The sequence below is a fragment of the Rhodococcus sp. BUPNP1 genome (assembly GCF_002215235.1).
GTDB lineage: Bacteria > Actinomycetota > Actinomycetes > Mycobacteriales > Mycobacteriaceae > Rhodococcus.
In genome coordinates this window covers 175,501-196,955 of the sequence record NZ_NERM01000006.1, presented here as the reverse complement: position 1 = coordinate 196,955, position 21,455 = coordinate 175,501, and the positions used below count along the sequence as shown (strand labels likewise).

At 67.6% G+C, this 21,455-nt stretch carries 21 protein-coding genes; 8 read left to right on the top strand and 13 right to left on the bottom strand.

Annotated elements, in window-relative coordinates; genetic code table 11:
- Positions 1 to 111 precede the first annotated feature (111 nt).
- Positions 112 to 1,365 (top strand): cytochrome P450, encoded by a 1,254-nt coding sequence (locus tag B9C99_RS08505; RefSeq protein WP_088897557.1) that lies wholly within the window; start codon positions 112 to 114, stop codon positions 1,363 to 1,365.
- Positions 1,366 to 1,429: 64 nt separating this feature from the next.
- Here B9C99_RS08505 and B9C99_RS08500 read toward each other — a convergent pair whose 3' ends face one another.
- Positions 1,430 to 1,984: a helix-turn-helix domain-containing protein gene (locus B9C99_RS08500; RefSeq protein ID WP_088897556.1), complete on the bottom strand. Its 555-nt coding sequence runs from the start codon at positions 1,982 to 1,984 to the stop codon at positions 1,430 to 1,432.
- Between the two features lie 66 nt (positions 1,985 to 2,050).
- Between B9C99_RS08500 and B9C99_RS08495 the strand changes: the two genes are divergently transcribed.
- Entirely contained in the window at positions 2,051 to 2,404 is a 354-nt protein-coding gene (locus tag B9C99_RS08495) for a hypothetical protein (protein ID WP_088897555.1), read from the top strand.
- 9 nt (positions 2,405 to 2,413) lie between these two features.
- Here B9C99_RS08495 and B9C99_RS08490 read toward each other — a convergent pair whose 3' ends face one another.
- The 8 genes from B9C99_RS08490 to B9C99_RS08455 form a co-directional block, all read right to left on the bottom strand.
- Entirely contained in the window at positions 2,414 to 3,097 is a 684-nt protein-coding gene (locus B9C99_RS08490) for a hypothetical protein (protein WP_143543548.1), read from the bottom strand.
- Complete coding sequence (locus B9C99_RS08485; RefSeq protein WP_088897553.1) at positions 3,094 to 3,696, bottom strand: TetR/AcrR family transcriptional regulator; 603 nt, start codon at positions 3,694 to 3,696, stop codon at positions 3,094 to 3,096. Before B9C99_RS08485 ends, B9C99_RS08490 begins: the two co-directional genes overlap by 4 nt.
- Before the next feature lie 79 nt (positions 3,697 to 3,775).
- Complete coding sequence (locus B9C99_RS08480) at positions 3,776 to 4,348, bottom strand: NTP transferase domain-containing protein (RefSeq protein WP_088897552.1); 573 nt, start codon at positions 4,346 to 4,348, stop codon at positions 3,776 to 3,778.
- Between the two features lie 10 nt (positions 4,349 to 4,358).
- Positions 4,359 to 4,772, bottom strand: a complete 414-nt coding sequence (locus tag B9C99_RS08475) for a nuclear transport factor 2 family protein (RefSeq protein ID WP_088897551.1) — start codon at positions 4,770 to 4,772, stop codon at positions 4,359 to 4,361.
- On the bottom strand, positions 4,769 to 5,650 hold the full coding sequence (locus B9C99_RS08470) for a TIGR03619 family F420-dependent LLM class oxidoreductase (RefSeq protein WP_088897550.1): 882 nt from the start codon (positions 5,648 to 5,650) through the stop codon (positions 4,769 to 4,771). The genes B9C99_RS08475 and B9C99_RS08470 overlap by 4 nt, the downstream gene beginning before the upstream one ends.
- Before the next feature lie 9 nt (positions 5,651 to 5,659).
- Positions 5,660 to 6,835: a thiolase domain-containing protein gene (locus B9C99_RS08465; RefSeq protein WP_088897549.1), complete on the bottom strand. Its 1,176-nt coding sequence runs from the start codon at positions 6,833 to 6,835 to the stop codon at positions 5,660 to 5,662.
- On the bottom strand, positions 6,835 to 7,896 hold the full coding sequence (locus tag B9C99_RS08460) for a thiolase domain-containing protein (protein ID WP_016694661.1): 1,062 nt from the start codon (positions 7,894 to 7,896) through the stop codon (positions 6,835 to 6,837). The genes B9C99_RS08465 and B9C99_RS08460 overlap by 1 nt, the downstream gene beginning before the upstream one ends.
- A gap of 14 nt (positions 7,897 to 7,910) precedes the next feature.
- A complete protein-coding gene (locus B9C99_RS08455) occupies positions 7,911 to 8,882 on the bottom strand; it encodes a Zn-ribbon domain-containing OB-fold protein (RefSeq protein ID WP_016694660.1) in 972 nt (323 codons plus the stop codon).
- A 90-nt stretch (positions 8,883 to 8,972) separates the two neighbouring features.
- Between B9C99_RS08455 and B9C99_RS08450 the strand changes: the two genes are divergently transcribed.
- A complete protein-coding gene (locus tag B9C99_RS08450; RefSeq protein WP_016694659.1) occupies positions 8,973 to 10,010 on the top strand; it encodes an LLM class F420-dependent oxidoreductase in 1,038 nt (345 codons plus the stop codon).
- Between the two features lie 76 nt (positions 10,011 to 10,086).
- On the opposite strand, the gene B9C99_RS08445 is transcribed toward B9C99_RS08450, so the two are convergent.
- Together B9C99_RS08445 and B9C99_RS08440 are read right to left on the bottom strand one after the other, a co-directional pair.
- Positions 10,087 to 11,616 carry an AMP-binding protein gene (locus B9C99_RS08445; protein WP_088897548.1) on the bottom strand — a complete coding sequence of 510 codons (1,530 nt, stop codon included), beginning with the start codon at positions 11,614 to 11,616 and terminating at the stop codon, positions 10,087 to 10,089.
- 129 nt (positions 11,617 to 11,745) lie between these two features.
- Positions 11,746 to 12,609 (bottom strand): crotonase/enoyl-CoA hydratase family protein, encoded by an 864-nt coding sequence (locus B9C99_RS08440; RefSeq protein ID WP_026061165.1) that lies wholly within the window; start codon positions 12,607 to 12,609, stop codon positions 11,746 to 11,748.
- 81 nt (positions 12,610 to 12,690) lie between these two features.
- On the opposite strand from B9C99_RS08440, the gene B9C99_RS08435 reads away from it, so the two are divergent.
- Both B9C99_RS08435 and B9C99_RS08430 read left to right on the top strand, forming a co-directional pair.
- Positions 12,691 to 14,358: an acyl-CoA synthetase gene (locus tag B9C99_RS08435; protein ID WP_088897547.1), complete on the top strand. Its 1,668-nt coding sequence runs from the start codon at positions 12,691 to 12,693 to the stop codon at positions 14,356 to 14,358.
- Positions 14,359 to 14,366: 8 nt separating this feature from the next.
- On the top strand, positions 14,367 to 15,479 hold the full coding sequence (locus B9C99_RS08430) for a nitronate monooxygenase family protein (RefSeq protein WP_016692382.1): 1,113 nt from the start codon (positions 14,367 to 14,369) through the stop codon (positions 15,477 to 15,479).
- A 141-nt stretch (positions 15,480 to 15,620) separates the two neighbouring features.
- Here B9C99_RS08430 and B9C99_RS08425 read toward each other — a convergent pair whose 3' ends face one another.
- Both B9C99_RS08425 and B9C99_RS08420 read right to left on the bottom strand, forming a co-directional pair.
- The gene (locus B9C99_RS08425; RefSeq protein ID WP_037190326.1) at positions 15,621 to 16,202 is read right to left on the bottom strand and encodes a TetR/AcrR family transcriptional regulator; all 582 of its coding nucleotides are present in this window, start codon (positions 16,200 to 16,202) and stop codon (positions 15,621 to 15,623) included.
- Between the two features lie 38 nt (positions 16,203 to 16,240).
- Complete coding sequence (locus B9C99_RS08420; protein ID WP_143543547.1) at positions 16,241 to 17,062, bottom strand: triacylglycerol lipase; 822 nt, start codon at positions 17,060 to 17,062, stop codon at positions 16,241 to 16,243.
- A 110-nt stretch (positions 17,063 to 17,172) separates the two neighbouring features.
- Here B9C99_RS08420 and B9C99_RS08415 point away from each other — a divergent pair, with 110 nt between their 5' ends.
- Genes B9C99_RS08415 through B9C99_RS08405 form a run of 3 tightly spaced genes read left to right on the top strand, consistent with a single transcriptional unit; the run spans position 17,173 to position 21,436 of the window.
- On the top strand, positions 17,173 to 18,990 hold the full coding sequence (locus tag B9C99_RS08415) for a multicopper oxidase family protein (protein ID WP_016692385.1): 1,818 nt from the start codon (positions 17,173 to 17,175) through the stop codon (positions 18,988 to 18,990).
- Positions 18,987 to 20,162: an alpha/beta hydrolase gene (locus B9C99_RS08410; protein WP_088897546.1), complete on the top strand. Its 1,176-nt coding sequence runs from the start codon at positions 18,987 to 18,989 to the stop codon at positions 20,160 to 20,162. Before B9C99_RS08415 ends, B9C99_RS08410 begins: the two co-directional genes overlap by 4 nt.
- Positions 20,159 to 21,436, top strand: a complete 1,278-nt coding sequence (locus B9C99_RS08405; RefSeq protein ID WP_016692387.1) for an oxygenase MpaB family protein — start codon at positions 20,159 to 20,161, stop codon at positions 21,434 to 21,436. Before B9C99_RS08410 ends, B9C99_RS08405 begins: the two co-directional genes overlap by 4 nt.
- The last annotated feature ends 19 nt before the right edge of the window (positions 21,437 to 21,455 follow it).

Sequence of the window (21,455 nt, the reverse complement as noted above, 5' to 3'; positions counted from 1 at the left end):
ATCCCACGGGACGTGCGGATCTCTTGGTCGCACGGCGCACCTGTGTTTGAATGGTTCTAGAACGTGTTCCAAATCACGCGAGCGGTACTCGCCAGGGCAGGAGAGATATCAGTGGCGCAGCCGAACATCCCCGAAGACATCGACTTCACCGATCCCGATCTGTACGCAGACCGTATGCCGTTCGAAGAGTTCGCGGAACTGCGCAAGACGGCACCGGTGTGGTGGAACAAGAAGTCTCCCGACGTCGGTGGTTTCCACGACGAGGGTTTCTGGGTTGTCTCCCGGCACGAGGAGGTCCGTGAGGTCTCCCGCCGGAGCGACGTGTTCTCCAACTGGGAGAACACTGCGATTCCGCGGTTCAACGACGACATTCCGCGCGAGGCCATCGAACTGCAGCGTCACGTCCTGCTCAACAAGGACGCTCCCGAGCACACCAAGCTGCGCAAACTCGTCGCCCGAGGCTTCACGCCCCGTGCGATCAACGGCCTGCGCGACGAGCTCGACCGTCGCTCCAAGATGATCGTCCAGGAGGCCTGCCAGGCCGGTCAGGGCGACTTCGTCACGCAGATCGCCGCGGAACTACCGCTGCAGGCGATCGCCGATCTCATCGGCGTCCCGCAGGAGGACCGCGCGAAGATCTTCGAGTGGTCCAACCAGATGACGGGCTACGACGACCCGGACAACACCGCCGATCCGGCGGCCGCCTCCATGGAGGTGCTGGGCTACGCCTACCAGATGGCCGCCGCCCGCAAGGAGAACCCGGCCGACGACATCGTCACCACCCTCATTGAGGCCGACATCGACGGCGACGAGCTGGCTCCCGAGGAGTTCGGCTTCTTCTTCATCGTCCTCGCGGTGGCTGGCAACGAGACCACCCGCAACGCCATCACCCACGGCATGGCGGCCTTCCTCGACAACCCCGAGCAGTGGGAGATCTTCAAGCGCGACCGGCCGAAGACCGCCGCCGACGAGATCATCCGCTGGGCCACCCCGGTCACCTCGTTCCAGCGCACGGCGCTCGAGGACACCGAGCTCGGCGGACAGACGATCCGCAAGGGCGAGCGCGTGGTCATGCTGTACGCCTCGGCCAACAACGACGAAGAGGTGTTCGAGAATCCCCGCGAGTTCGATATTCTCCGGGATCCCAACCCGCACCTCGCCTTCGGTGGCACCGGTGCGCACTACTGCCTCGGCGCGAACCTCGCCCGCATGGAGATCGACCTGATCTTCAACGCCATCGCCGATCACATCCCCGACATCACCAAGATCGGCGACCCGCACCGTCTGCGGTCGGGCTGGCTCAACGGCATCAAGGAGTTCCAGGTCGACTACAAGACCTCGGGAGGATGCCCGGTCAAGCACTGAGCGACCACAGCGCAGATCCCCGGACGCCGTCAGGCGTCCGGGGATCTCGTTGTCTCTGTGCCGATCACTCCTCGGATGGGGGGTCTCCCGGATCGCGGGCCGGCATGATGACGCGGCTGATCAGCCGCCGTCGCCTGCCGGGGCCCGGGCCGAGTTCGGCATAGCGCGCGAACAACTGCGCCATCTCACCCACGAGATCCAGGGCCTCCGAGTCGGTGAGCTCGAGCGCGACCTGCCGATAGCCCACGACGTCGTCGGCCATGCCTCGCCGGTTCGGGTCGACGAGATACGCGTCGAAGTCGTCGAGCAACTGCGCGGCGAAGACGAGGAAGGCGCGCCGGTGGTCGTCGGCGCTCATCTCCTCGGCCTGGGCGCCGGTGACCTGGGCGCGTTCGGTGACGAGCCGGAACGTGCGCTCGACGGTGCCGCGCACCCGACGTTCGGAGACGACCTCGAGTACCCCGGCGTCGACGAGGGTCGAGATCTGGCGGTAGAGCGTCGCGGTGGAGACGTCGTCGAGCAGTGTGCGCAGCCGAGCGGTGGTCGCGGTGCGGTCGCCGAGCAGTGCCTGGACGATGCGTAGCCGGACCGGATGCAGCAGCAGTTCTGCGGTGGTCATGCTCCCCCTTCCGTCCCAACCTTCTCACAGTTGACATTGATCTCAACAATGAGAATAATCGCTGTCATGACGACAATGCGTATCGACAACGGAACCCTGCGAGTGCGGCTCACCACCTTCGAGAAGATCGCGGGACTCCTCGGCAACGTCGACGTGCCCCTCGCGTCGATCCGGAAGGTGGAAGTGCATCAGGACGGACTCGCCGCGGTGCGGGGCATCCGTGCTCCGGGGCTCGGTCTGCCGGGTGTGCGCAACATCGGCTCGTGGCGCGGGCCCGGCCGCAACGACCTCGTCTCGGTCCGGCGCGGGCAGCCGGCGCTGCGCATCGAACTGGAAGGGCGCAAGCGCACCGCGCTCGTGCTGGGTGCCGACGACGCAGAGCAGTGGGCGCAGAAGCTGCGCACTGCGGCCCACTGCTGAGAGGTGGATCTACGCCAGGAGGCGGTACTCCTGGTGATGCCCCCGGTCGCGTACGACGACGCCGAGTTCCTGCAGTTGCTCGTGCAGTGCGGTGGCAAGATGTGTGTTCTTGCCGGACAGCGCTTCCCGTCGCTCCCGCAGCAGGGTGTGGGTTTGCTCGTCCAGGCCGGGGTCTCCCTCGATCCACCGGGTGAACGATTCCTCGTGGGTGTTCTTCTCGCTCCACGGATAACCGTGCGCCGTGAATGCGTCGGCGACGGCTCGGTCGTTCAGGTCGTCGGCCTTGCGTCGCGCGAGTTCTCGCTCCGCAGAATCGAGCAGGACGAGATCGCGGCCCTCGCGGAACACCGATCCGACCTTCGCGCGCGGCACGTACAGATCGCGGTCGTTCTGAGTCAGCAGTGCTCCTTCGGAATCCACGGCAAGGGCAAGGGATTCGTGGATCATGGACGAGGCGAGGAAGAGTCCCACGCCGATCCCGACGACCGTCAGGATCGGGATCGTCCAGGTCGTGGTGAGACCGGCCAGGAGTTCGAGCGGACCGGGGACCGCCGGAAGGGTCTCGACGGCCCACTTCGAGACGGCCGGCGCGACGAAGCCGAGTCCGAGACCGGCGAGAGCGCTCAGGATTCCCAGCACCCAGGGAACGACGGGGGAGACGGTTACGCGAGTGGCGTCGTCGTGCATCCTCATGATCGTGGTCCTTTCGTGTGTCCGGTGAGATAGCGCTGCACGATCGTCCGGATCGTCCCGACCGGATCGACGGCCGCGGGGTTGTCCGCGTACAGGAACGCCGAATCCTTGATCGCGCTGATCCAGGTTGCGGTGGCCACCGGATCGAGCGACGGGTCGATCCGGTCGCCCGCTCTGCGTAGGAGGTGGGTGAGACCCTCGATCACGATGCCGTCGTCCTCGTCGAGGATCTCGGCGAGGACGGGGTCGTGGCCGACCTGGCGGATCACCTCGACCACGAGTCCTCCGGCTGCAGGATCCGTGGCCTGCCCGACGAGTTCGGCGACCATGTCGAGGAGGGCCTCCAGGGGATCGTCGGCGTCGCGATGACGCTCCACGAGGGCTCGGGTCTCGGGTAGGCCCTGCTCGAAGATCGCGCGGAACACTCCGCGCTTGTCGCCGAAGTAGTGGAAGACCGTGCCGGAACTGACACCTGCCGCCTCGGCGATCGCCGTCACCGGGGTGGCGTCGAAGCCGCGCTCGGCGAACAGGGTGGCGGCGGAGTCGATGATCGCGGTGCGGCGGCGGGCTCGGAGTTCTGGGTCGACGGTGCGTGCCATGACTCCACTGTATTAATTGATCGACTGGTCAGTCAATTAATTGACCAAAGCCGAGCGGGCTCGGTGTCGCGAGGCGGCCTCAGCGCAGGCGCCGAAGATCCTCGGGCGTATCCACGTCGCCGGCCTCGGCGAGATCGCTGCAGTCCACCCGGCGTACCCGATCCCGGTTGCGGGCGAGGAACGACCGCGCACCTTCGTCGCCGGTGGCCTCGTCGGCCGCAGTCAGCGCGTCGGCGTGGTCGAACACCACCGGGTGACCGGGACGATCCTCGAAGACGGGGAGCGTGACCGTGCCCGGCCGGTGCTCTGCCAGGACGTGGCGCACCAGATCGGCCGTGATGCCGGGAAAGTCGACGACGGTGAGCGCGACCCGGTCGTGGGTGCGCGCAGCGTCGACCCCACGGCGCAGGGAGGTCGACATGCCGTCGGGCCAGTCGGGATTGTGCACCGCTGTGACGCCGGCCGGGCAGGCGGCGGCGACCTCGTCGCCGAACGCCCCGACCACCACCACGACCTCGTCGCAGCCACCGCCGAGCAGCGCATCGACGACGGTATGGAGCAGGGGACGGCCACGGTGGGGGAGCAGCGCCTTCGCGCGCCCACCCAACCGCGAGCCGTCCCCTGCTGCGAGAACGATTCCGGCGGTCGGCATACCGCCGATGCTACGAGACCGGCCGCAGAGTCTTCATCGCGCGATCCACTTCCCAGAACGCACGCAGCGACACGATCTTCCCGTCGTCGTCGACCCGATAGACGAACACGCCCTCCGCGTCGATGAGATTGCCCGCCATCGTGGTGCGGATCGTGCCGATGTTGACGCACTCGCTGCCGCACACCAGCACGTCGTCGACGAGGAACTCGAGCTTGTCGGTGTTCGCGATGGTCATGTCGTAGAACTTCGCGATCGCCTCGTGGCCGTGGTGCCCCTTGCCCTCGGGGTCGAAACCGGACGGGCCGACGGGATCCTCGACGCAGGCGTTCTCGGCGAACAGCGCGAGCCACTCGTCCTTGCGTTTCCCGCTCGCCGCCGCCTGCGACGCCCGGGCCGCCACGCGCGCCGGATGTTCCTCGCTCATGCCGCATCCTTTCCGTGGATGTACTTGTCGGCGAACTTCCGCAACGATTCCTGCTTCGCCTCGAGCGGCGAGTCGAATCCGTGCCCGTCGAAGATCCACGGCACCACGATGATGTCGGTGACCCCGGCGTCGGCGAGTTCGGCATAGCCGGAGCTGCCGAACCTGTCGACACACACGGCCTGGATCTCGAACGGCTCGTCGCCGCGGCCGTACTCGGCACGCAACTCGCGCAGGCGCGTGATGACCTCGACGAGATCGCCGTACTCGATCATCGCCGACGTCCACCCGTCCCCGACCCGGGCCGCGCGACGCAGTGCCACATCGGTGTGCCCACCGACGTAGAACGGCACCGGCTCGGTGGGTGCGGGGCTCATCTGGAGCCGGTCGAAATCGTAGAACTCACCGTGGTGCTCGACCATGCCGCCGCCGAGGATCAGCTTGAGCACGTCGATCATCTCGTCCACGCGCTTGCCGCGCTTGGCATACGGGACGCCGCACCACTCGAATTCCTCCGGCGCCCATCCGATCCCGACTCCGAGACCGAACCGGTTGCCGGTGAGATTGGCGACCGAACCGACCTGCCGTGCCAGCAGCACCGGATTACGCGAGCCGAGCTTGAGTACCTGCGTGTAGAACCGGATCGTCGACGTGGCGGCCGCCATGGACGCCGCGGCGATGAGCGGATCGACCCACGGGGTGTCGGGCGTCCACATCCTCGAACCGTCGGGGGTGTACGGATAGTCGACCGTCTGCTTCTCCATGTAGAACAGGGAGTCGGGCAGGGCGATCGAGGTGTATCCGCACTCCTCGGCGGTCTGTGCGATGCCGGTGAGCTGGTCGAGCGGGGTCATCGCGACCCCGACGGTGAACGAGACCATGCCCGCCTCCTAGTTCGTGGGCCGGTCGGCGCCCACGACCCACATGGAGAAGTACTGCGAGCCACCACCGTAGGCGTGTCCGAGCGCCTTGCGGGCACCGTCCACCTGGTGGTCTCCCGCCTTGCCCATCACCTGGATCGCGGCCTCGGCGAAGCGGATCATGCCCGACGCGCCGATCGGGTTGGAGCAGAGCACGCCGCCGGACATGTTGATCGGCAACTGGCCGCCGATCGCCGTCTCGCCGGCCTCGGTGAGCTTCCAGCCCGAACCCTCGGGGGTGAAACCGAGATTCTCGAGCCACATCGGCTCGAACCACGAGAACGGCACGTAGATCTCGGCGCAGTCGATCTCGGTGAGCGGATCGGTGATACCGGCCTGCTTCCACAGCGCCGCGGCAGCGATGCGACCGGCCTCCGGATTGACCTGGTCGCGACCGGCATAGGTGGTCGGTTCGGTGCGCATCGCGGTGGCGTGGATCCAGGCCACCCGGCGGCCCGCCTGCTCGGCGGCCTTCGCGGTGTCCTCGTCACCGAGCACGACCGCGCACGCACCGTCGGACGACGGGCACGTCTCGTCGTACCGGATCGGATCCCACAGCATCTGCGAGGCCTGGACCTTCTCGAGGGTGATCTCGGGCTGCTTCAGATGCGCGTACGGATTCTTCGCGCCGTTGAGGCGGTCCTTGACAGCGACCATCGCCCCGATGTGCTCGGGTGCACCGGACCGGCGGATGTACGAACGGACGTGCGGCGCGAAGTAGCCGCCCGCGCCGGCGCCGACCGGCATGGTGAACGGGACCGGTGTGGACAGCGCCCACATCGCGTTCGACTCGGACTGCTTCTCCCAGGCCACCGCGAGCACCCGGCGGTGCACACCGGCCTGGACGAGGCTTGCCGCGACGTTCGCCGTCGAGCCCCCGACGGACCCGGCGGTGTGCACGCGCAGCATCGGCTTGCCTGTGGCGCCGATGGCGTCGACCATCGACAGTTCGGGCATCATGACGCCCTCGAACAGGTCGGGGGCCTTGCCGATCACGACGGCGTCGATGTCGTCCCAGCCCACCTGGGCGTCCGCCATGGCCCGGTCGATCGCCTCGCGGACGAGGCCGGACATCGACACGTCGTGCCGCTTGGCGACGTAGTGGGTCTGCCCGGTTCCGAGGACAGCTGCGGGTTGCTTCGCCATCAGTTGCGTCCCTCCAGAACGGCTACCAGATTCTGTTGCAGCACAGCGCCGCTCGTCGCGTGCGCGAGTGCACGTCCGGCGGTGCCGTCCATGATCGCCTGCGCTGCGTAACCGATGCGCTCGAGACCGCCGGAGAACATCGGGTTGCCCGTCAGCGGTCCGCCGGACGGGTTGATCGTCGTCGAATCGTCCAGGCCGATCGCCTCACGGAGGATGAGCTCCTGGTGCGTGAACGGCGCGTGCAGTTCGGCGACGTCGAAGGAGGTGTCGCCACCGGTGACCGCCTGCGCGGCGGCCCGTGCGGAGGCCGACACCGTGAGATCGAGCGAGCCGAAGTTCGGTGAGTCGGTGCGGTGTTCGATCCCGGTGATCCACGCGGGGTTCTCGCACAGCTCGCGGGCCCGGTCGCCGCTCGCGAGGACGATCGCGGCGGCACCGTCGGTGACCGGAGCGCAGTCGTGCTTGCGCAGCGGGTCGGCGATGTACGGCTGCGAGAGCAGGTCCTCGATGTCGAGATCGCCCGAGAGCTGGGCCTTCGGGTTGTTCTTCGCGGCCGCGCGACTGCGCACCGCGACCTCGGCCATCTCGCGGTCGGTCCACTTGCCGGAGTCGAGACCCATGCGGGCCTGCAGACCGGCGAGCGAGACGGAGTCGACGCCGAGCGGTGCCACGAGGTACGGATCGAGCTGCAGGGAGAGGGTGCGCCGCAGGGTGCCGGCCGAGGACTTGCCGAAGCCGTAGACGAGGGCGGTGTCGACCTCACCGGTGATGAGCTTGACCCACGCTTCGTAGAGCGCCCAGGCCGCGTCCATCTCGACGTGCGACTCGTTGATGGGCGGGACCGCGCCGATCGCGTCGATCGCCGAGATGAACGAGAACGCGCGTCCGGCAAGGTAATCGGAGGAACCCGAGCACCAGAATCCGATGTCGGACTTGGTGATGCCGAGCTTGTCGTACAGCTCCTGGAAGCACGGGACGAGCATCTCGACGCCGTTGGTGGTGCCGAACGTCTCGCGCACGTGCGGAGCATGCGCGAAGCCGACGACTGCGATGTCTGTCATGGTGTCCGCTGCTCCTAGAGGTGGTGTTTGAAGGTGTCGTAGTCGGCGTCGGGTTCACCGGTGGGCCGGAAGTACTCGATGTTGCGCAGCGTGTGGTCCCACTCGTCGCGCGGACGCCACTTGGCCTCGACCCGCATGCCCATGCGCACCTCGGAGGCGTCGCACTCGAGGATCAGGTGCAGGAACGGGATGTCGGCGCCGTCGAGCAGCACGTAGGCCGCGACGTAGGGCGGCTTGATCTGCTGGCCCATGAACGGGACGTTGACGATGCAGAAGGTGGTGACGATGCCCTTGTCGGGCACCTCCACCGGTTCCTTGGTGGGCACACCGTCGGTCGGGCTCGCGCCGCGCGGCGGCACGTAGACCTTCCCGCCGGGGCCGGTGCGACCACCGATGATCTTCCCCTCCTTGAGACCGCGCAGGTACCAGGACTCCTCGGGCGAGGCCGAGTGCCGGTAGTGCAGGTCGACGGGGGTGGTGATCATGGTGACCGGTTCGCCGTCGGCCGCTTGTACGGTGAGGGTCGCCTCGCCGGGTTCGAAGGCCTCGATGTCGTGGATCTCGCCGGTGCGCTCGGCGGCCCAGCGCACGCGCACACGCAGACCCGTCTCGATCTCGTCCGGGGACGCGACGTCGACCGCGTGCAGCAGCGTCGTGTCGGCTCCGTCGAGACGGATCAGCGCCCACGCGAACGGCCGGTCGAACGGCTGTCCGGGCAACGGCTCGGCGTTCCACGTCCAGCTCACCACGGTGCCGGTCTGCCCGACCTCGACGAAATCGGTGAGCGGTTCATGGGTGACCGCGTCGAATTCGGGGGGTGGGACGAGGACCCGTCCGTCGGATCCGCGCGCGCCGAGAATGCGGCCGTCGCGCAGTCCGGTGACGAAGGCTCCGACGGTCGGCCCGGTGGATCGTGTGTAGTCGAACTTCAGATTCAGCGGTGCGCTCAGCGGTGGCTCGGCAACCGCGCTCTTTCCCAGGCTCACAATTTCGAGTAGAACAGGTTCTAGTGTTGCTGGCAAGAGCGGCGCGCGAACTGCACCTCGCCGCGATTCGTCCGACAGGAAAGGCGTCCAATGAAACTGGGACTGCAACTCGGTTACTGGGGGGCCCAGCCACCCCCGAACGCACCGGAACTCGTTGCTGCGGCCGAGGCCGAAGGATTCGACGCCGTCTTTGCCGCCGAATCGTGGGGGTCCGACGCGTTCACTCCGCTCGCGTGGTGGGGTTCGTCCACCGAACGGGTGCGGCTCGGCACGTCCGTCGTGCAGATCTCCGCGCGCACACCGACGAGTTGCGCGATGCACGCGCTCACGCTCGATCACCTCTCGGGTGGCCGGCACATTCTCGGCCTCGGCGTCTCGGGGCCGCAGGTGGTGGAGGGCTGGTACGGGCGACCGTTCGCGAAGCCCCTCGCGCGCACCCGCGAGTACGTCGACGTGATCCGCAAGGTGCTCGCGCGCGAAGAGCCGGTGACCAGCGACGGACCACACTTCCCGCTGCCCTATGCGGGCGCTGGATCCACCGGGCTCGGCAAACCCCTCAAGCCCATCACGCATCCGCTGCGGCCGGACATTCCGATCTGGATCGGCGCCGAGGGCCCGAAGAACGTCGCACTCACCGCCGAGATCGCCGACGGCTGGCTCGCGATCTACTACACCCCGCGACTGGCGTCGATGTACGACGAGTGGCTCGACGAGGGGTTCGCCCGGCCGGGCGCGCGGCGCAGCCGCGAGGACTTCGAGATCGCCGCGACCTGCCAGGTGGTCGTCACCGACGACCGCGCGGCGACCATCGCGGCGATGAAACCGGTGACGGCGCTGTACGTCGGGGGAATGGGCGCGCCGGAGTTGAACTTCCACGCGCAGGTCTACCGGCGGATGGGGTACGACGCCGTGGTCGAGGAGGTGACCGCGCTGTTCCGCGCCGGTCGCAAGGACGAGGCGGCCGCCGCCATCCCGGACGAGATGATCACCGAGACGATGATCGTCGGCAACGCCGACGAGGTACGCGAAGGCGTGAAGCGGTGGGAGGAGGCCGGCGTGACCATGCTGCTGGTCGGTTGCCGCGACGTCGACCAGGTCCGCACGATCGCCGACGTGGTGTTGCGCTAGACCGTGGCGCTGGGCTGAACGCCACGGCGGGCGGAAACCGTTCCGTGAGGACGGCTTCCGCCCGCCGCGTGTGGCGTCAGGAGGCGTAGGCGGCCTTCAGTTTGCCCTTCACCAGCTTGCCCGTGGGTGTGCGGGGCAGTTCGTCGACGAAGTCCACCGACCGCGGCACCTTGAAGTGGGCGACCCGCTCGCGGACGTACGCGATGAGGTCGTCGGCGAGATCGGGTGATGCGGTGGTACCGGACGACACCTGCACGACGGCCTTGACCTCCTCGCCCATCTCCGGATGGGGTACGCCGATGACGGCGACGTCCTCGACGGCCGGGTGCAGGGCGAGCACGTTCTCGATCTCCTGCGGATAGATGTTCACCCCGCCGGAGATGATCGTGAACGACTTGCGGTCGGTCAGATACAGATAACCGTCCTCGTCGAGATAACCGAGGTCGCCGACGGTGGTCCAGGTGGGATGCTCGGGATGCTGCGACGCCGCGGTCTTCTCGGGATCGTTGTGGTACGAGAACGGAACCTTCTCGTATTCGAGATAGATCGTCCCTACCTCGCCGGCCGGGAGTTCCCGCCCTTCCTCGTCGCAGATGTGCGCGGGCCCGAGCACGCTCTTGCCCACCGAGCCCGGATGTTCGAGCCATTCCTGGCTGTTGATGAACGTGATCCCGTTGGCCTCGGTGGAGCTGTAGTACTCGTAGATCACCGGTCCGAGCCAGTCGATCATCGCGCGCTTGACCTCCGGCGGGCACGGCGCGGCGGCGTGGACGAGCACGCGCAGACTCGACAGGTCGTGACGGGCACGGATCTCCTCGTCGAGTTTGAGCATGCGGACGAACATCGTCGGCACCATCTGCCCGGCGGTGATCTTGTGCTCCTCGATGTGCCGGAGCGCGGTCTCGGCGTCGAACTTCTCGGCGAGGACCACCGTGCCGCCGAGCGCGTGGATCGCCCCACCCCAGCGCAGTGGCGCTGCGTGATAGATCGGGGCGGGGGAGTAGTAGACGTCGGAGTCGGTGAGGCCGAAGAGGAACTGCGCTACCGTCACCAGCGGCTCACCGGGTTCGTCGACGCGACGGTCCGGGAGATCCGGCTGGATTCCCTTGGGAAAGCCCGTGGTTCCGGACGAATACAGCATGATGGCGCCGCACGGTTCCTCCTCGAGTCGCGGGCCGGCCGCGGCGAGGGCATCCTCGTACGACTCGAAACCGCGCACGGCGCCGCCGAACGCGAGTCGCGCGGAACCGATCGTGACCTTCTCGCCGACCTGTTCGGAGAGCTCACCCAGCGTCGCCGAGACGATCAATGCCTTCGCGCCGCTGTCCTCGACGATGTACGCCACCTCGCCGGCGGTGAGATGACTGTTGACCGCCGTGATGTACAACCCGGACCGCATTGCGGCCCAGAACACCTCGAAGGCCTCCGGCAGGTTCTCGGTGAGGAGGGCGACGACGTCGCCGGAGCGGAGCCCGGCGTCGTGCAGCACTCGGGCGAGCGCTGCCGACCGGTCGTCGAGTTCGCGGTAGGTCAGGCTCCGGCCGCTGTCGGCCAGGACGACGGCGAGCTTGTCCGGGGCGGTGCGGGCGTGGACTCCTGGATACATGGGGCTCCTCATTACCTCGGCGAACGCTGTGGCCCTGTGTTGTGGGTCACAGCGGGCAATGTAGCAGAGCTAAGAACATGACTGTGACCGCGCTCTCACGGATGGGAGCGCGGTCCACAGCAGCGCAGGTCAGGAACCGGTGAACTTCGGGGCACGCTTCTCGGCGAACGCCCGCGGACCCTCCTTGGCATCTGCGCTCTTGAAGACGGCGGCGCCGAGCTCGGCGTCGATCCGGAATGCCTCCTCCTCGTGCAGACCCTCCGAGTCGCGGATGGTCCGGAGGATGGCCTGCACCGCGACCGGGCCGTTGTTCGCGATCGTCTCGGCGATCTCGAGGGCCTTGTCGAGTGCGGTGCCGTCGGGGACGACGTAACCGATGAGCCCGATCTCCTTGGCCTCGGCGGCCTTGATGTGGCGGCCGGTGAGCAGGATGTCGGCGGCGATCGTGTACGGGATCTGGCGGACGAGGCGCACGGCGGATCCGCCGAGCGGGAACAGTCCCCACTTCGCCTCGGAGACGCCGAATTTCGCGCTCTCCCCGGCGACGCGGATGTCGGTGCCCTGCAGGATCTCGGTGCCGCCGGCGATCGCGGCGCCCTCGACGGCCGCGATCAGCGGCTTCGTCAGGCGGCGACCCTTGAGCAACGCCGGCAGGCGCGACAGGTCCCACCCACCGCCGTTGCCATTCCGGTCGCTCCGCTCGCCCTGCTCGAACTTGTCTCCGGGAGGCGCTGCATTCATGGCCTTGAGATCGGCACCCGCGCAGAACGCGCCACCGGCGCCGGTGAGGATCGCGACGCGGATCTCGGGATCGTTGTCGACGCGGTCCCAGGCCTCGTTCATGATCGCCATCATCTCGCCGGACAGTGCATTTCGTGCTTCGGGGCGATTGAGCGTGACGATCAGGACGTGGCCGCGTTGCTCGACGAGGCAGTGCGGTTCGCGGGACGAGATGTCCGAATCGGCTGCGCCGGGGGCTTCGGTAGCGGACACTGGCAGGACTCCTCGCGGTGTTGTGAACTGGATCATATTCGGGTCTTGTCAGAAACGGTAACACGTTCTACTTTTGTCAGCGTGGCCCTAAACATCGCAGACCTCGTCGAACACGCAATCGACCTCGTTCCCGAGCGCGTCGCGCTGGCCTCGGACGGACGTGAGGTCACCTACGCACAGCTGGAGGAACGAGCCAACCGACTTGCTCATTACCTGCGCGAACAAGGAGTGGAGCCGGGCGACAAGGTCGGCATCTACTCCCGGAACACCATCGAGGCCGTAGAGGCGATGATCGCGGTCTTCAAGATCCGCGCCATCATGATCAACGTCAACTACCGCTATGTCGAGAACGAGTTGCAGTACATCTTCGACAACTCCGACATGGTGGCCCTCATCCACGAGCGCCGGTACTCCGACAAGGTGGCGAACGTCCTCCCGAGCACACCGCTGGTGAAGACCGTCGTGGTGGTCGAGGACGGCACCGACGTCGACTTCTCGGCCTACGGCGGCATCGAATACGAAGCGGCACTGGCGCAGAGCTCGCCCGAACGCGACTTCGAAGACCGCAGCGCCGACGACGTCTACATCCTCTACACCGGCGGCACCACCGGCCACCCCAAGGGCGTGATGTGGCGTCACGAGGACGTCTGGCGCGTCCTCGGCGGCGGCATCAACTTCATGACCGGCGAGTGGGTCAAGGACGAATGGCAGCTGGCGAAGGAGGGCGCCGAGAACCCCGGTCTCGTGCGCTATCCCATCCCGCCGATGATCCACGGTGGCGCGCAGTGGGCGCTGTTCCAGTCGCTGTTCAGCGGCGGCAAGGTCATCATGCATCCCGAGTTCTCGGGCCACGAGGTGTGGCGCATCATCGACGACCACAAGGTCAACGTCATCTTCATCACCGGCGACGCGATGGCCCGCCCCATGCTCGACGCGCTCGAGGAGGGCAACCCGAAGACCGGTGAGCCCTACGACCTCTCGACGCTGTTCGCCATGGCGTCGAGTGCTGCTCTGTTCTCCCCGTCCATCAAGGACCGTTTCCTCGACCTGCTGCCCGGCAAGGTCATCACCGACTCCATCGGCTCGTCCGAGACCGGCTTCGGCGGCATCGGTATCGCCGAGAAGGGCAAGACCCTCGGTGGCGGACCCACGGTGAAGATCGACGAATCGACCACCGTCCTCGACGACGACGGCAACCCGATCGAACCGGGCTCCGGCAAGGTCGGCATGGTCGCGCGCACCGGCAACATCCCGCTCGGCTACTACAAGGACGAGGCCAAGACCAAAGCGACCTTCCGCGAGTACAACGGGATCCGCTACTCGATCCCCGGCGACTACGCGCGCGTCGAGGCCGACGGCACCGTCACGATGCTCGGTCGCGGTTCGGTCTCCATCAACAGCGGTGGCGAGAAGGTCTACCCCGAAGAGGTCGAGGGCGCACTCAAGCAGCACCCCGCCGTCTTCGACGCCCTGGTGGTCGGTGTGCCGGACGAGCGCTTCGGTGAGCGGGTCTCCGCCGTCGTCGCGCTGCGCGACGGCGAGCAGGTGACGCTCGACGAACTCATGACGACGGCACGGTCGAAGATCGCGGGGTACAAGGTGCCGCGCGCGGTGTGGTTCGTCGACGAGATCAAGCGGTCGCCGGCGGGTAAGCCCGACTACCGGTGGGCCAAGGACCAGACCGGGCTGCGTCCGGCCGACGAGGTCTACAACAACGGCGACGGCAACGGCGCCGCGGCGACGGGGTAGAAGGACACATGCAGACCGGCCTCAGCAAGAAGTTCGGTATCGAGTATCCGATCTTCGGATTCACGCCCTCCGAACACGTCGCGGCGGCGATCAGCCGCGCAGGCGGACTCGGCGTCCTCGGGTGCGTGCGGTTCAACGACCCGGAGGAACTCGACGCCGTCCTGACCTGGATGGACGAGAACACCGACGGTAAGCCGTACGGCGTCGACATCGTGATGCCCGCCAAGGTGCCCACGGAGGGCACCGCCGTGGACCTCGACAAACTGATCCCCGCCGAGCACCGTGCCTTCGTCAACCGCACGCTCGACGAACTCGGTGTGCCGCCGCTGTCCGACGACGTCGGTGAGGCGAGCGGTGTTCTGGGCTGGCTGCATTCGGTCGCACGCTCGCACGTCGACGTCGCCCTCGCGCACCGGCCGGCCCTGATCGCCAACGCATTGGGATCGCCGCCGAAGGACGTCATCGACCTCGCACACGAGAAGGGAGTGCCGGTTGCGGCACTCGCGGGTGCGGTCGAGCACGCGAAGCGGCACGTCGAGAACGGTGTCGACATCGTGATCGCGCAGGGTTACGAGGCCGGCGGGCACACCGGTGAGATCGCGTCGATGGTGTTGTGGCCCGAAATCGTCGATGCACTCGGCGATTCGGCGGCCGTGCTCGCCGCCGGCGGTGTGGGATCGGGACGGCAGGTCGCGGCGGCACTGGCCCTCGGTGCCTCCGGTGTGTGGATGGGTTCGTACTGGCTCACCACCTCGGAGTACAAGCTCGGGGCGGCCGCGCACGGCCCGTCGTCGATCCAGCGCGCGTTGCTCGGAGCGAGCTCGTCCGACACCGTGCGGTCGCGGATCTACTCGGGCAAGCCCGCGCGCCTGCTCAAGACCAAGTGGACCGAGGCGTGGTCGAAACCCGATGCGCCCGAACCGCTGCCGATGCCGCTGCAGAACATCCTCGTGAGCGAGGCGCACCAGCGCATGTCGGCGGCCGACGACCCCGAGGCCGTCGCGATGCCGGTCGGGCAGGTGGTGGGGCGGATGAACGAGATTCGTCCCGTCGCGGAGATCATGGCCGAACTCGTCCGGGGCTACGACGAGGCGGTCGAGCGGCTGAACGAGGCGCGCTAGACAGGACCACGGTGGTGGGGTGGCAGATGCCCGGGGCGGAGTGATCCGCCCCGGGCATCGTCCCGTTTCGGGATCGGCGCCGGACAGGGATCAGCGCCGGACAGGGATCAGCGCCGGACAGGGATCAGCGCCGGACAGGGATCAGCGGCGGACCAGGATCTTCAACAGTTCCTGGATCTGCGTGGCCGTGGGGGAGGGCAGACTGTCGCGGCCGTACAGGAAGCCGATCCCAGCGTAGACGAGGGTGCCTGCACGCAGCTCCGCCTCTTCCTCGTCGAAACCCAGTTCGAGGAAACAGTTTCGGACGACGGCGAGGATGCGCTGGTCGAGTGCGCGGACCGACTCGGCGACCTGCGGGTCGCTGCGCGCCCATTCGCGCACCGCGACCTCGGCCTCCCAGGCGCGTTCGTCGACGAGCATCGCACCCATGTGGGCGAGCCGTTCGTCGACCGGCAGTTCCTCGAGGCTCGTCAGACCGCGGGCGGCGTCGTTGTCCTGCGAGGTGTAGCGGGTGGCGATGGCCTTCATCAGGTCGTCGATGTCGGAGAAGTGCCAGTAGAAGCTACCTTTGGTGACTCCGAGGTCGTCGCACAGGCGCGAGATCTTCACGGCGCTGCGTCCTTCGGAGACGAGCAGGCGCAGACCCGCCTCGGTCCAGTCGTCGAGGGACAACCGTGGTCGTCTGCCCGACCGGCGACCACTCCTCGCCGGTTGCTCTGCCACGGATGGTCACCTCGTCTCGATCGGATCCGAAATCGAGACTACATGCCCGAACCGGACAGTGCCGTGAGGACGGCGTCGCGTGCCGAGCCGTCGTGCGGAAGTTCCCAATGGTGAACGCATGGAGACGAATCCGGCCCGGGCAACGTGACCACCGTCGAGGTGGATAGTGCCCCGATCCCAGGTGGGACGACGAGTCCGTCGCAGCGGGAGACGATGTCGGTGTAGTCGATCCCGGCCGTGGGCACGCCGCGCGCATGCAGGTCGCGGAGGAGATCCGATCCGGCGATGATCTCGCGGCATCCGGCGCACAGGGGGTCGACGAGCGGCTTCTCGAGGGCGAGGACCGCATTGTAGGTGCCGAGGTCGCGGCTGATCTGCTCGGCGGCGGCCAGCCCGGCGATCTCCGTGCCGTGCCACATCGGGCCGAGTGTGGTCAGCGACCGGACCCGGTCGTTGCCGTGATCCTGCAGGTATCGCTGGGTGACGAGGGACCCCGCGCCGTGCGCCACGACGTCGACCGTGCACCGCGATCGCTGCCCGCACAGCCCGTCCAGAGCGTAGGCCAGGTCGCGTGCGCCCGCCTCGACCCCGCGCAGGCCGGCGAGGGGGAGCGGGACATCGGTGCCCGCCGGTTCGCCCCAGGTCACCGGGACGGTGCAGAAGCCCGCCGCGGTGAGGTCCGTGCGTAGATCGGACCACACGTCCGGCGTGCTCGCGAGGTCGTGGACGAGCACTACCGCAGCGTCTGCGCCCGAGCACGGCGCAGGGCTCGGATCGGCCGCTGCGGGCGCCGGAGCCACCGCGCCGAGGGTGAGAACAGCGACCGTCGAAACCATCGCCGACCAGGGGAATCGAGCCATCTGTACTCCTCCGTGCGCACTATTGACCAAACCATACCGTATGGTACTGTGGCGGCGGTCACGATGACTGTCCGCATCGACTCCCGATCCGGAACACAGAAAGCCGCGTCATGCAGAGACTCACCCGTAGAACCCTTCTCGCCGGGCTCGCCGCAGGAACCGGTGCGGTGCTTCTCGGCGGCCGAGCGTTCGCGGACGGGCCGGACATCTCCCGCCCCCTGTTGTTCCACTCCCCGCGACTCGAACCCTTCGTCGACGACCTGCCCCTCCTGCCGCGTCTGGACTCGGCGTCCTACCGGATCGACGCCGTCAGCACGATGCACAGCTTCCACCGCGACCTTCCGCCCGGTCCCGCCCTCGCCTACGGCGACAACACCTACGGCGGGCCGACTCTCGTGGCGCACCGCGGGCAGGAGACGGCGATCGAGTACCGCAACCGCATCGACGCGCACCCTTTCGCCGTCGACTTCGACACCTCGCTGCACGGTCTGAGCGAACGCGACCGCACCGACGTCCCCACCTCGATGCACCTGCACGGTGGGGTCACGCCTCCGGAATTCGACGGCAACCCCGAGCAGATCTCCCGGCCCGGACAGGGATTCACGTACCGCTTCCCGAACCGCCAGGGCGCGACGACGCTGTGGTACCACGACCACGCCATGGCCGTCACCCGACTGAACGCCTACGCGGGACTGGCCGGCATGTACCTGCTCCGCGACGACTACGACACCGGTCTGCCCGGCAACCCGCTGGGCCTGCCCGCCGGGGAGTTCGAGCTCGATCTGGTGCTGCAGGAGAAGATCGTCAACGGTGACGGTTCGCAGAGCATCCGATCCACCCCGATCGTCCCGCAGGGGCGCTGGGAGGGTGGCGCGGTCGGTGATGTCGGTGTCGTGAACGGAAAGATCTGGCCCGAGGCGCGGGTCGCGCGGGGTCTCTACCGGCTCCGGCTGCTCAACGCGGCGTCGTTCAGCATCTGGGACCTGCACTTCTCCAACGGCATGCCGTTCTGGGTGATCGGCATGGAAGGCGGCCTGCTCGACGCCCCCGTCCCCACGACCCGCGTGCGACTGTCGCCCGGCGAACGCGTGGACCTGCTCGTCGACTTCGCGCAGCTCGATGCGGACGCCACCGTCGAACTACGCAACTCCGAACCCGCCGCGCCGCAGGCCGCGCAGATCGGTGCCGTGCTCATGCCGCTGTTCATGCGGTTCCGGGCAGATCGCTCGCGAGGCTTCACCGGACCGGTCCCGGACCGCCTGCGCGGTGGTCCCGGCCTTCCGCCCGCGGTCGGGCCGATCCCGGCGCCGCAGAACGTGCGGAACGTGTCGCTGAGCCAGCCCTCGGAGGTGCGGATCCCGCCGTCGATCATGTCGCTGAACAACCTGATGTACCACAGCACCGACATCGAGATGCCGCGTCAGGGCACCGTCGAGCAGTGGAACATCGTCAATGCGACGCCCGACCCGCACCCGATCCACCTGCACCTGGTGCACTTCCGCGTGCTGGGACGGCAGGCGATCAACACCCTCGCGATGTGTGCACGGCAGCCGCAGCCGCCCATCGGGCTCAAGTGGACGCCCGATCCCGACCCGTACGTCGTCGAACCGATGCGGGGACCGGAGCCGTGGGAGACCGGCTACAAGGACACGGTCATCTGCGACCCGAACTCGGTGACGCGCATCGTCGCGTACTTCCCGACGGCCGACGAACTCGGCTTCGACCCCGACGCGACGTTCTCGCGCGAGGTGCACACCTTCGATCCGCACCGCGCCGGGCAGGGCGGACACGGTGACCACGCCGGCCACGGCGACACCGCCGGCACCGCCGGCACTGCCGGCGGCGACCTGCAGGGATATGTGTGGCACTGCCACATCCTCGACCACGAAGACCACGACATGATGCTCAAATACCGGACGGTGACATGACTTCCACCAGTTCCACCACGACCCGAGACCACTTCCAGCGCATCCCGTACGAACCGGCGAACGACGGTCGCGTCGAGATGCACTCCGGGCTCAGCCGCCACTACCCGACGCTGCACGGCAACCTCGTCGCACAACCCGGGTACTCGAAGGACGTCGGTGTGGTCATGTGCCACCCGGCCTCGAACTTCCTGAGCCACTTCCTGTTCCGCGCCTTCGCCGAAGCAGGTGTCCCCGCAATGGGACTCAACACCCGCTACTCGTCCAACGAACCGGCACTCATCATGGAGCGGGCCGCCTTCGACCTCGGCACCGGAGTGCGGTGGATGGCCGACGAACTCGGCTTCGAGAAGGTCGTGCTGCTCGGGTTCAGCGGTGGTGGATCGCTCGCGTCGTTCTACCAGTCGCAGGCACAGAACCCGACCGTGACGACCACACCCGCGGGCGACCCCGCACCGTTCGCCGAGGCGAACCTGCGACCGGCCGACGCCCTGATGCTCGTCGGCGCACACCCCGGCCGGGCACGCGTTCTCCGGCACTGGATCGACGGCGCGGTCACCGACGAATCCGATCCTTACGCCACCGATCCCGAACTCGACCTCTACGCCCCCGAGCGCACCGCACCCCTCGATCCCGAATGGGTGGAGCGTTACCGCGACGCGCAGCTCGCACGCATGCGCCGCATCGACGCGTGGGCGCTCGAACAGCTCGCCGACCTCGAACGCACCGGCGCCTCCGATCGTGGCTTCGTCGTGCACCGCACCGTCGCGGACCCGCGCTTCGTCGACCTGAACCTCGACCCGAGCGACCGCGAACTCGGCTCCATGTACGGAGATCCGAAAGCGGCCAACACCGCTGCCGGTGGCCTGGCCCGCTTCGTCACCGTGCGCAGCTGGCTCAGCACGTGGAGCGTCGACCACACCCACGCCGACGCCCTCACCGATCTCCGCAACGTCACCACCCCGACGATGGTGATGAGCCTGCTCGGCGACCAGGCGGCCTTCGCCGAGGACTCCCGGTCGATGTACGACGCGCTGGCGGGCAGCCACAACGAACTGATCGAGATGCGGAACCTCAACCACTATCTCGTGGATCAACCGGACGGTCTCTCCGACGTCGTCGGACGGCTCGTCGCGTGGATCCGCCGAACGGTACTCGAGGAGGTATCGGCATGACCCGAACTCTCGCAAGTCCCGGAACCACCGCACAGGACCGATGCCCGAGCGCCTTCCCCTACTGGCAGGCGCTGGAGAAGCCCGGTGTGAAGCGCACCCGCAACCTCGTCCGCCGGCTCACCGGATTCGACTTCCTGCCCACCGACGAGCAGGCCCGGGCCCTGTGCAACGACCTGTTCAGCGGCGACCCCACGGCCGAGCGCTTCGTCGACGAGGTCTACCACGGTGAACTCGGGCCGAAGAAGACCCGCGAGATGCTCGACAAGGCCCTCGTCGACGGCATGGACTCGCTCGACGACGTGCCCGACGCGATGAAGGCACTGTTCGAGGAGTTCGAGACCGTGCCCGACTGGGTGCAACCCGAACTCGTCGAACAGGGCGCCGCGATCTGGCGTCGCTGGGGCACGATGCTGTTCAGCTTCGCCGGAGCCGAGACCCTCGAGATCTACACCGAGGCGGCCGTCGCGACACCGCTGTCGCTCGCCGGAGGTTATGCCGGCGACAACGCCCTGCGACGTTTCCTCGAGACCTGCCGGTTCTGGATCGACGTATCCGAACCCGGTGCCCTGCTCACCCCGGGTTCGAAGGGGCGGGCCACCGCCCTGAAGGTCCGCGTGATGCACGTGTCGGTGCGTTCCCGTGTCGCGAAGCACCCCGAATGGGACATCGCCAAGTGGGGACTGCCGATCAGCCAGACCTACATGCTGCTCACCCTCATCGCCGGAAGCCTCACCCCCGGCCTGGCCCTGTGGACCCTCGGCTACCACACCACCCCACGAGAGATCCGCGCGCTCATCCACTTCCAGAAGTACATGGGCTACCTGCTCGGGGTGCGCATGCAGTGGTACCCCGAGACCATCGCCGACAGCATCCGCGCGCTCATGACCACCGTGATCTCCCGTTCGTACGACTCGGGTGAGCACGGCAAGGAACTCATCGAGTCCTACCCGCAGGCGTTCGCGCCCCGCGACGGGCACCGCGGTCTGAAGAGACTGCGGGAGCACTACAACTTCCGCATCAACTCGGTGTACTCGGCGATGTTCATGGGACCGGGCACGCGACGCAAGTACTCGATGCCGAAAGTGCTTCCGTGGATGATCATCCCGATCGTCCGCTTCCCGCTCATCACCGCGATGGAACTGGCCCGGCGGTTCGTCCCCGGCGCGGCCGGCGTGCACGAGAAGATCATGTGCGCCCACCGCGAGAACTGGTACCGCGCCCAGATGGAAGGCCGCGAAGCGCAATTCGACGCCAGCGGAGCGCTCCGGAGATAACCGGCCCGCCCCACTTCAC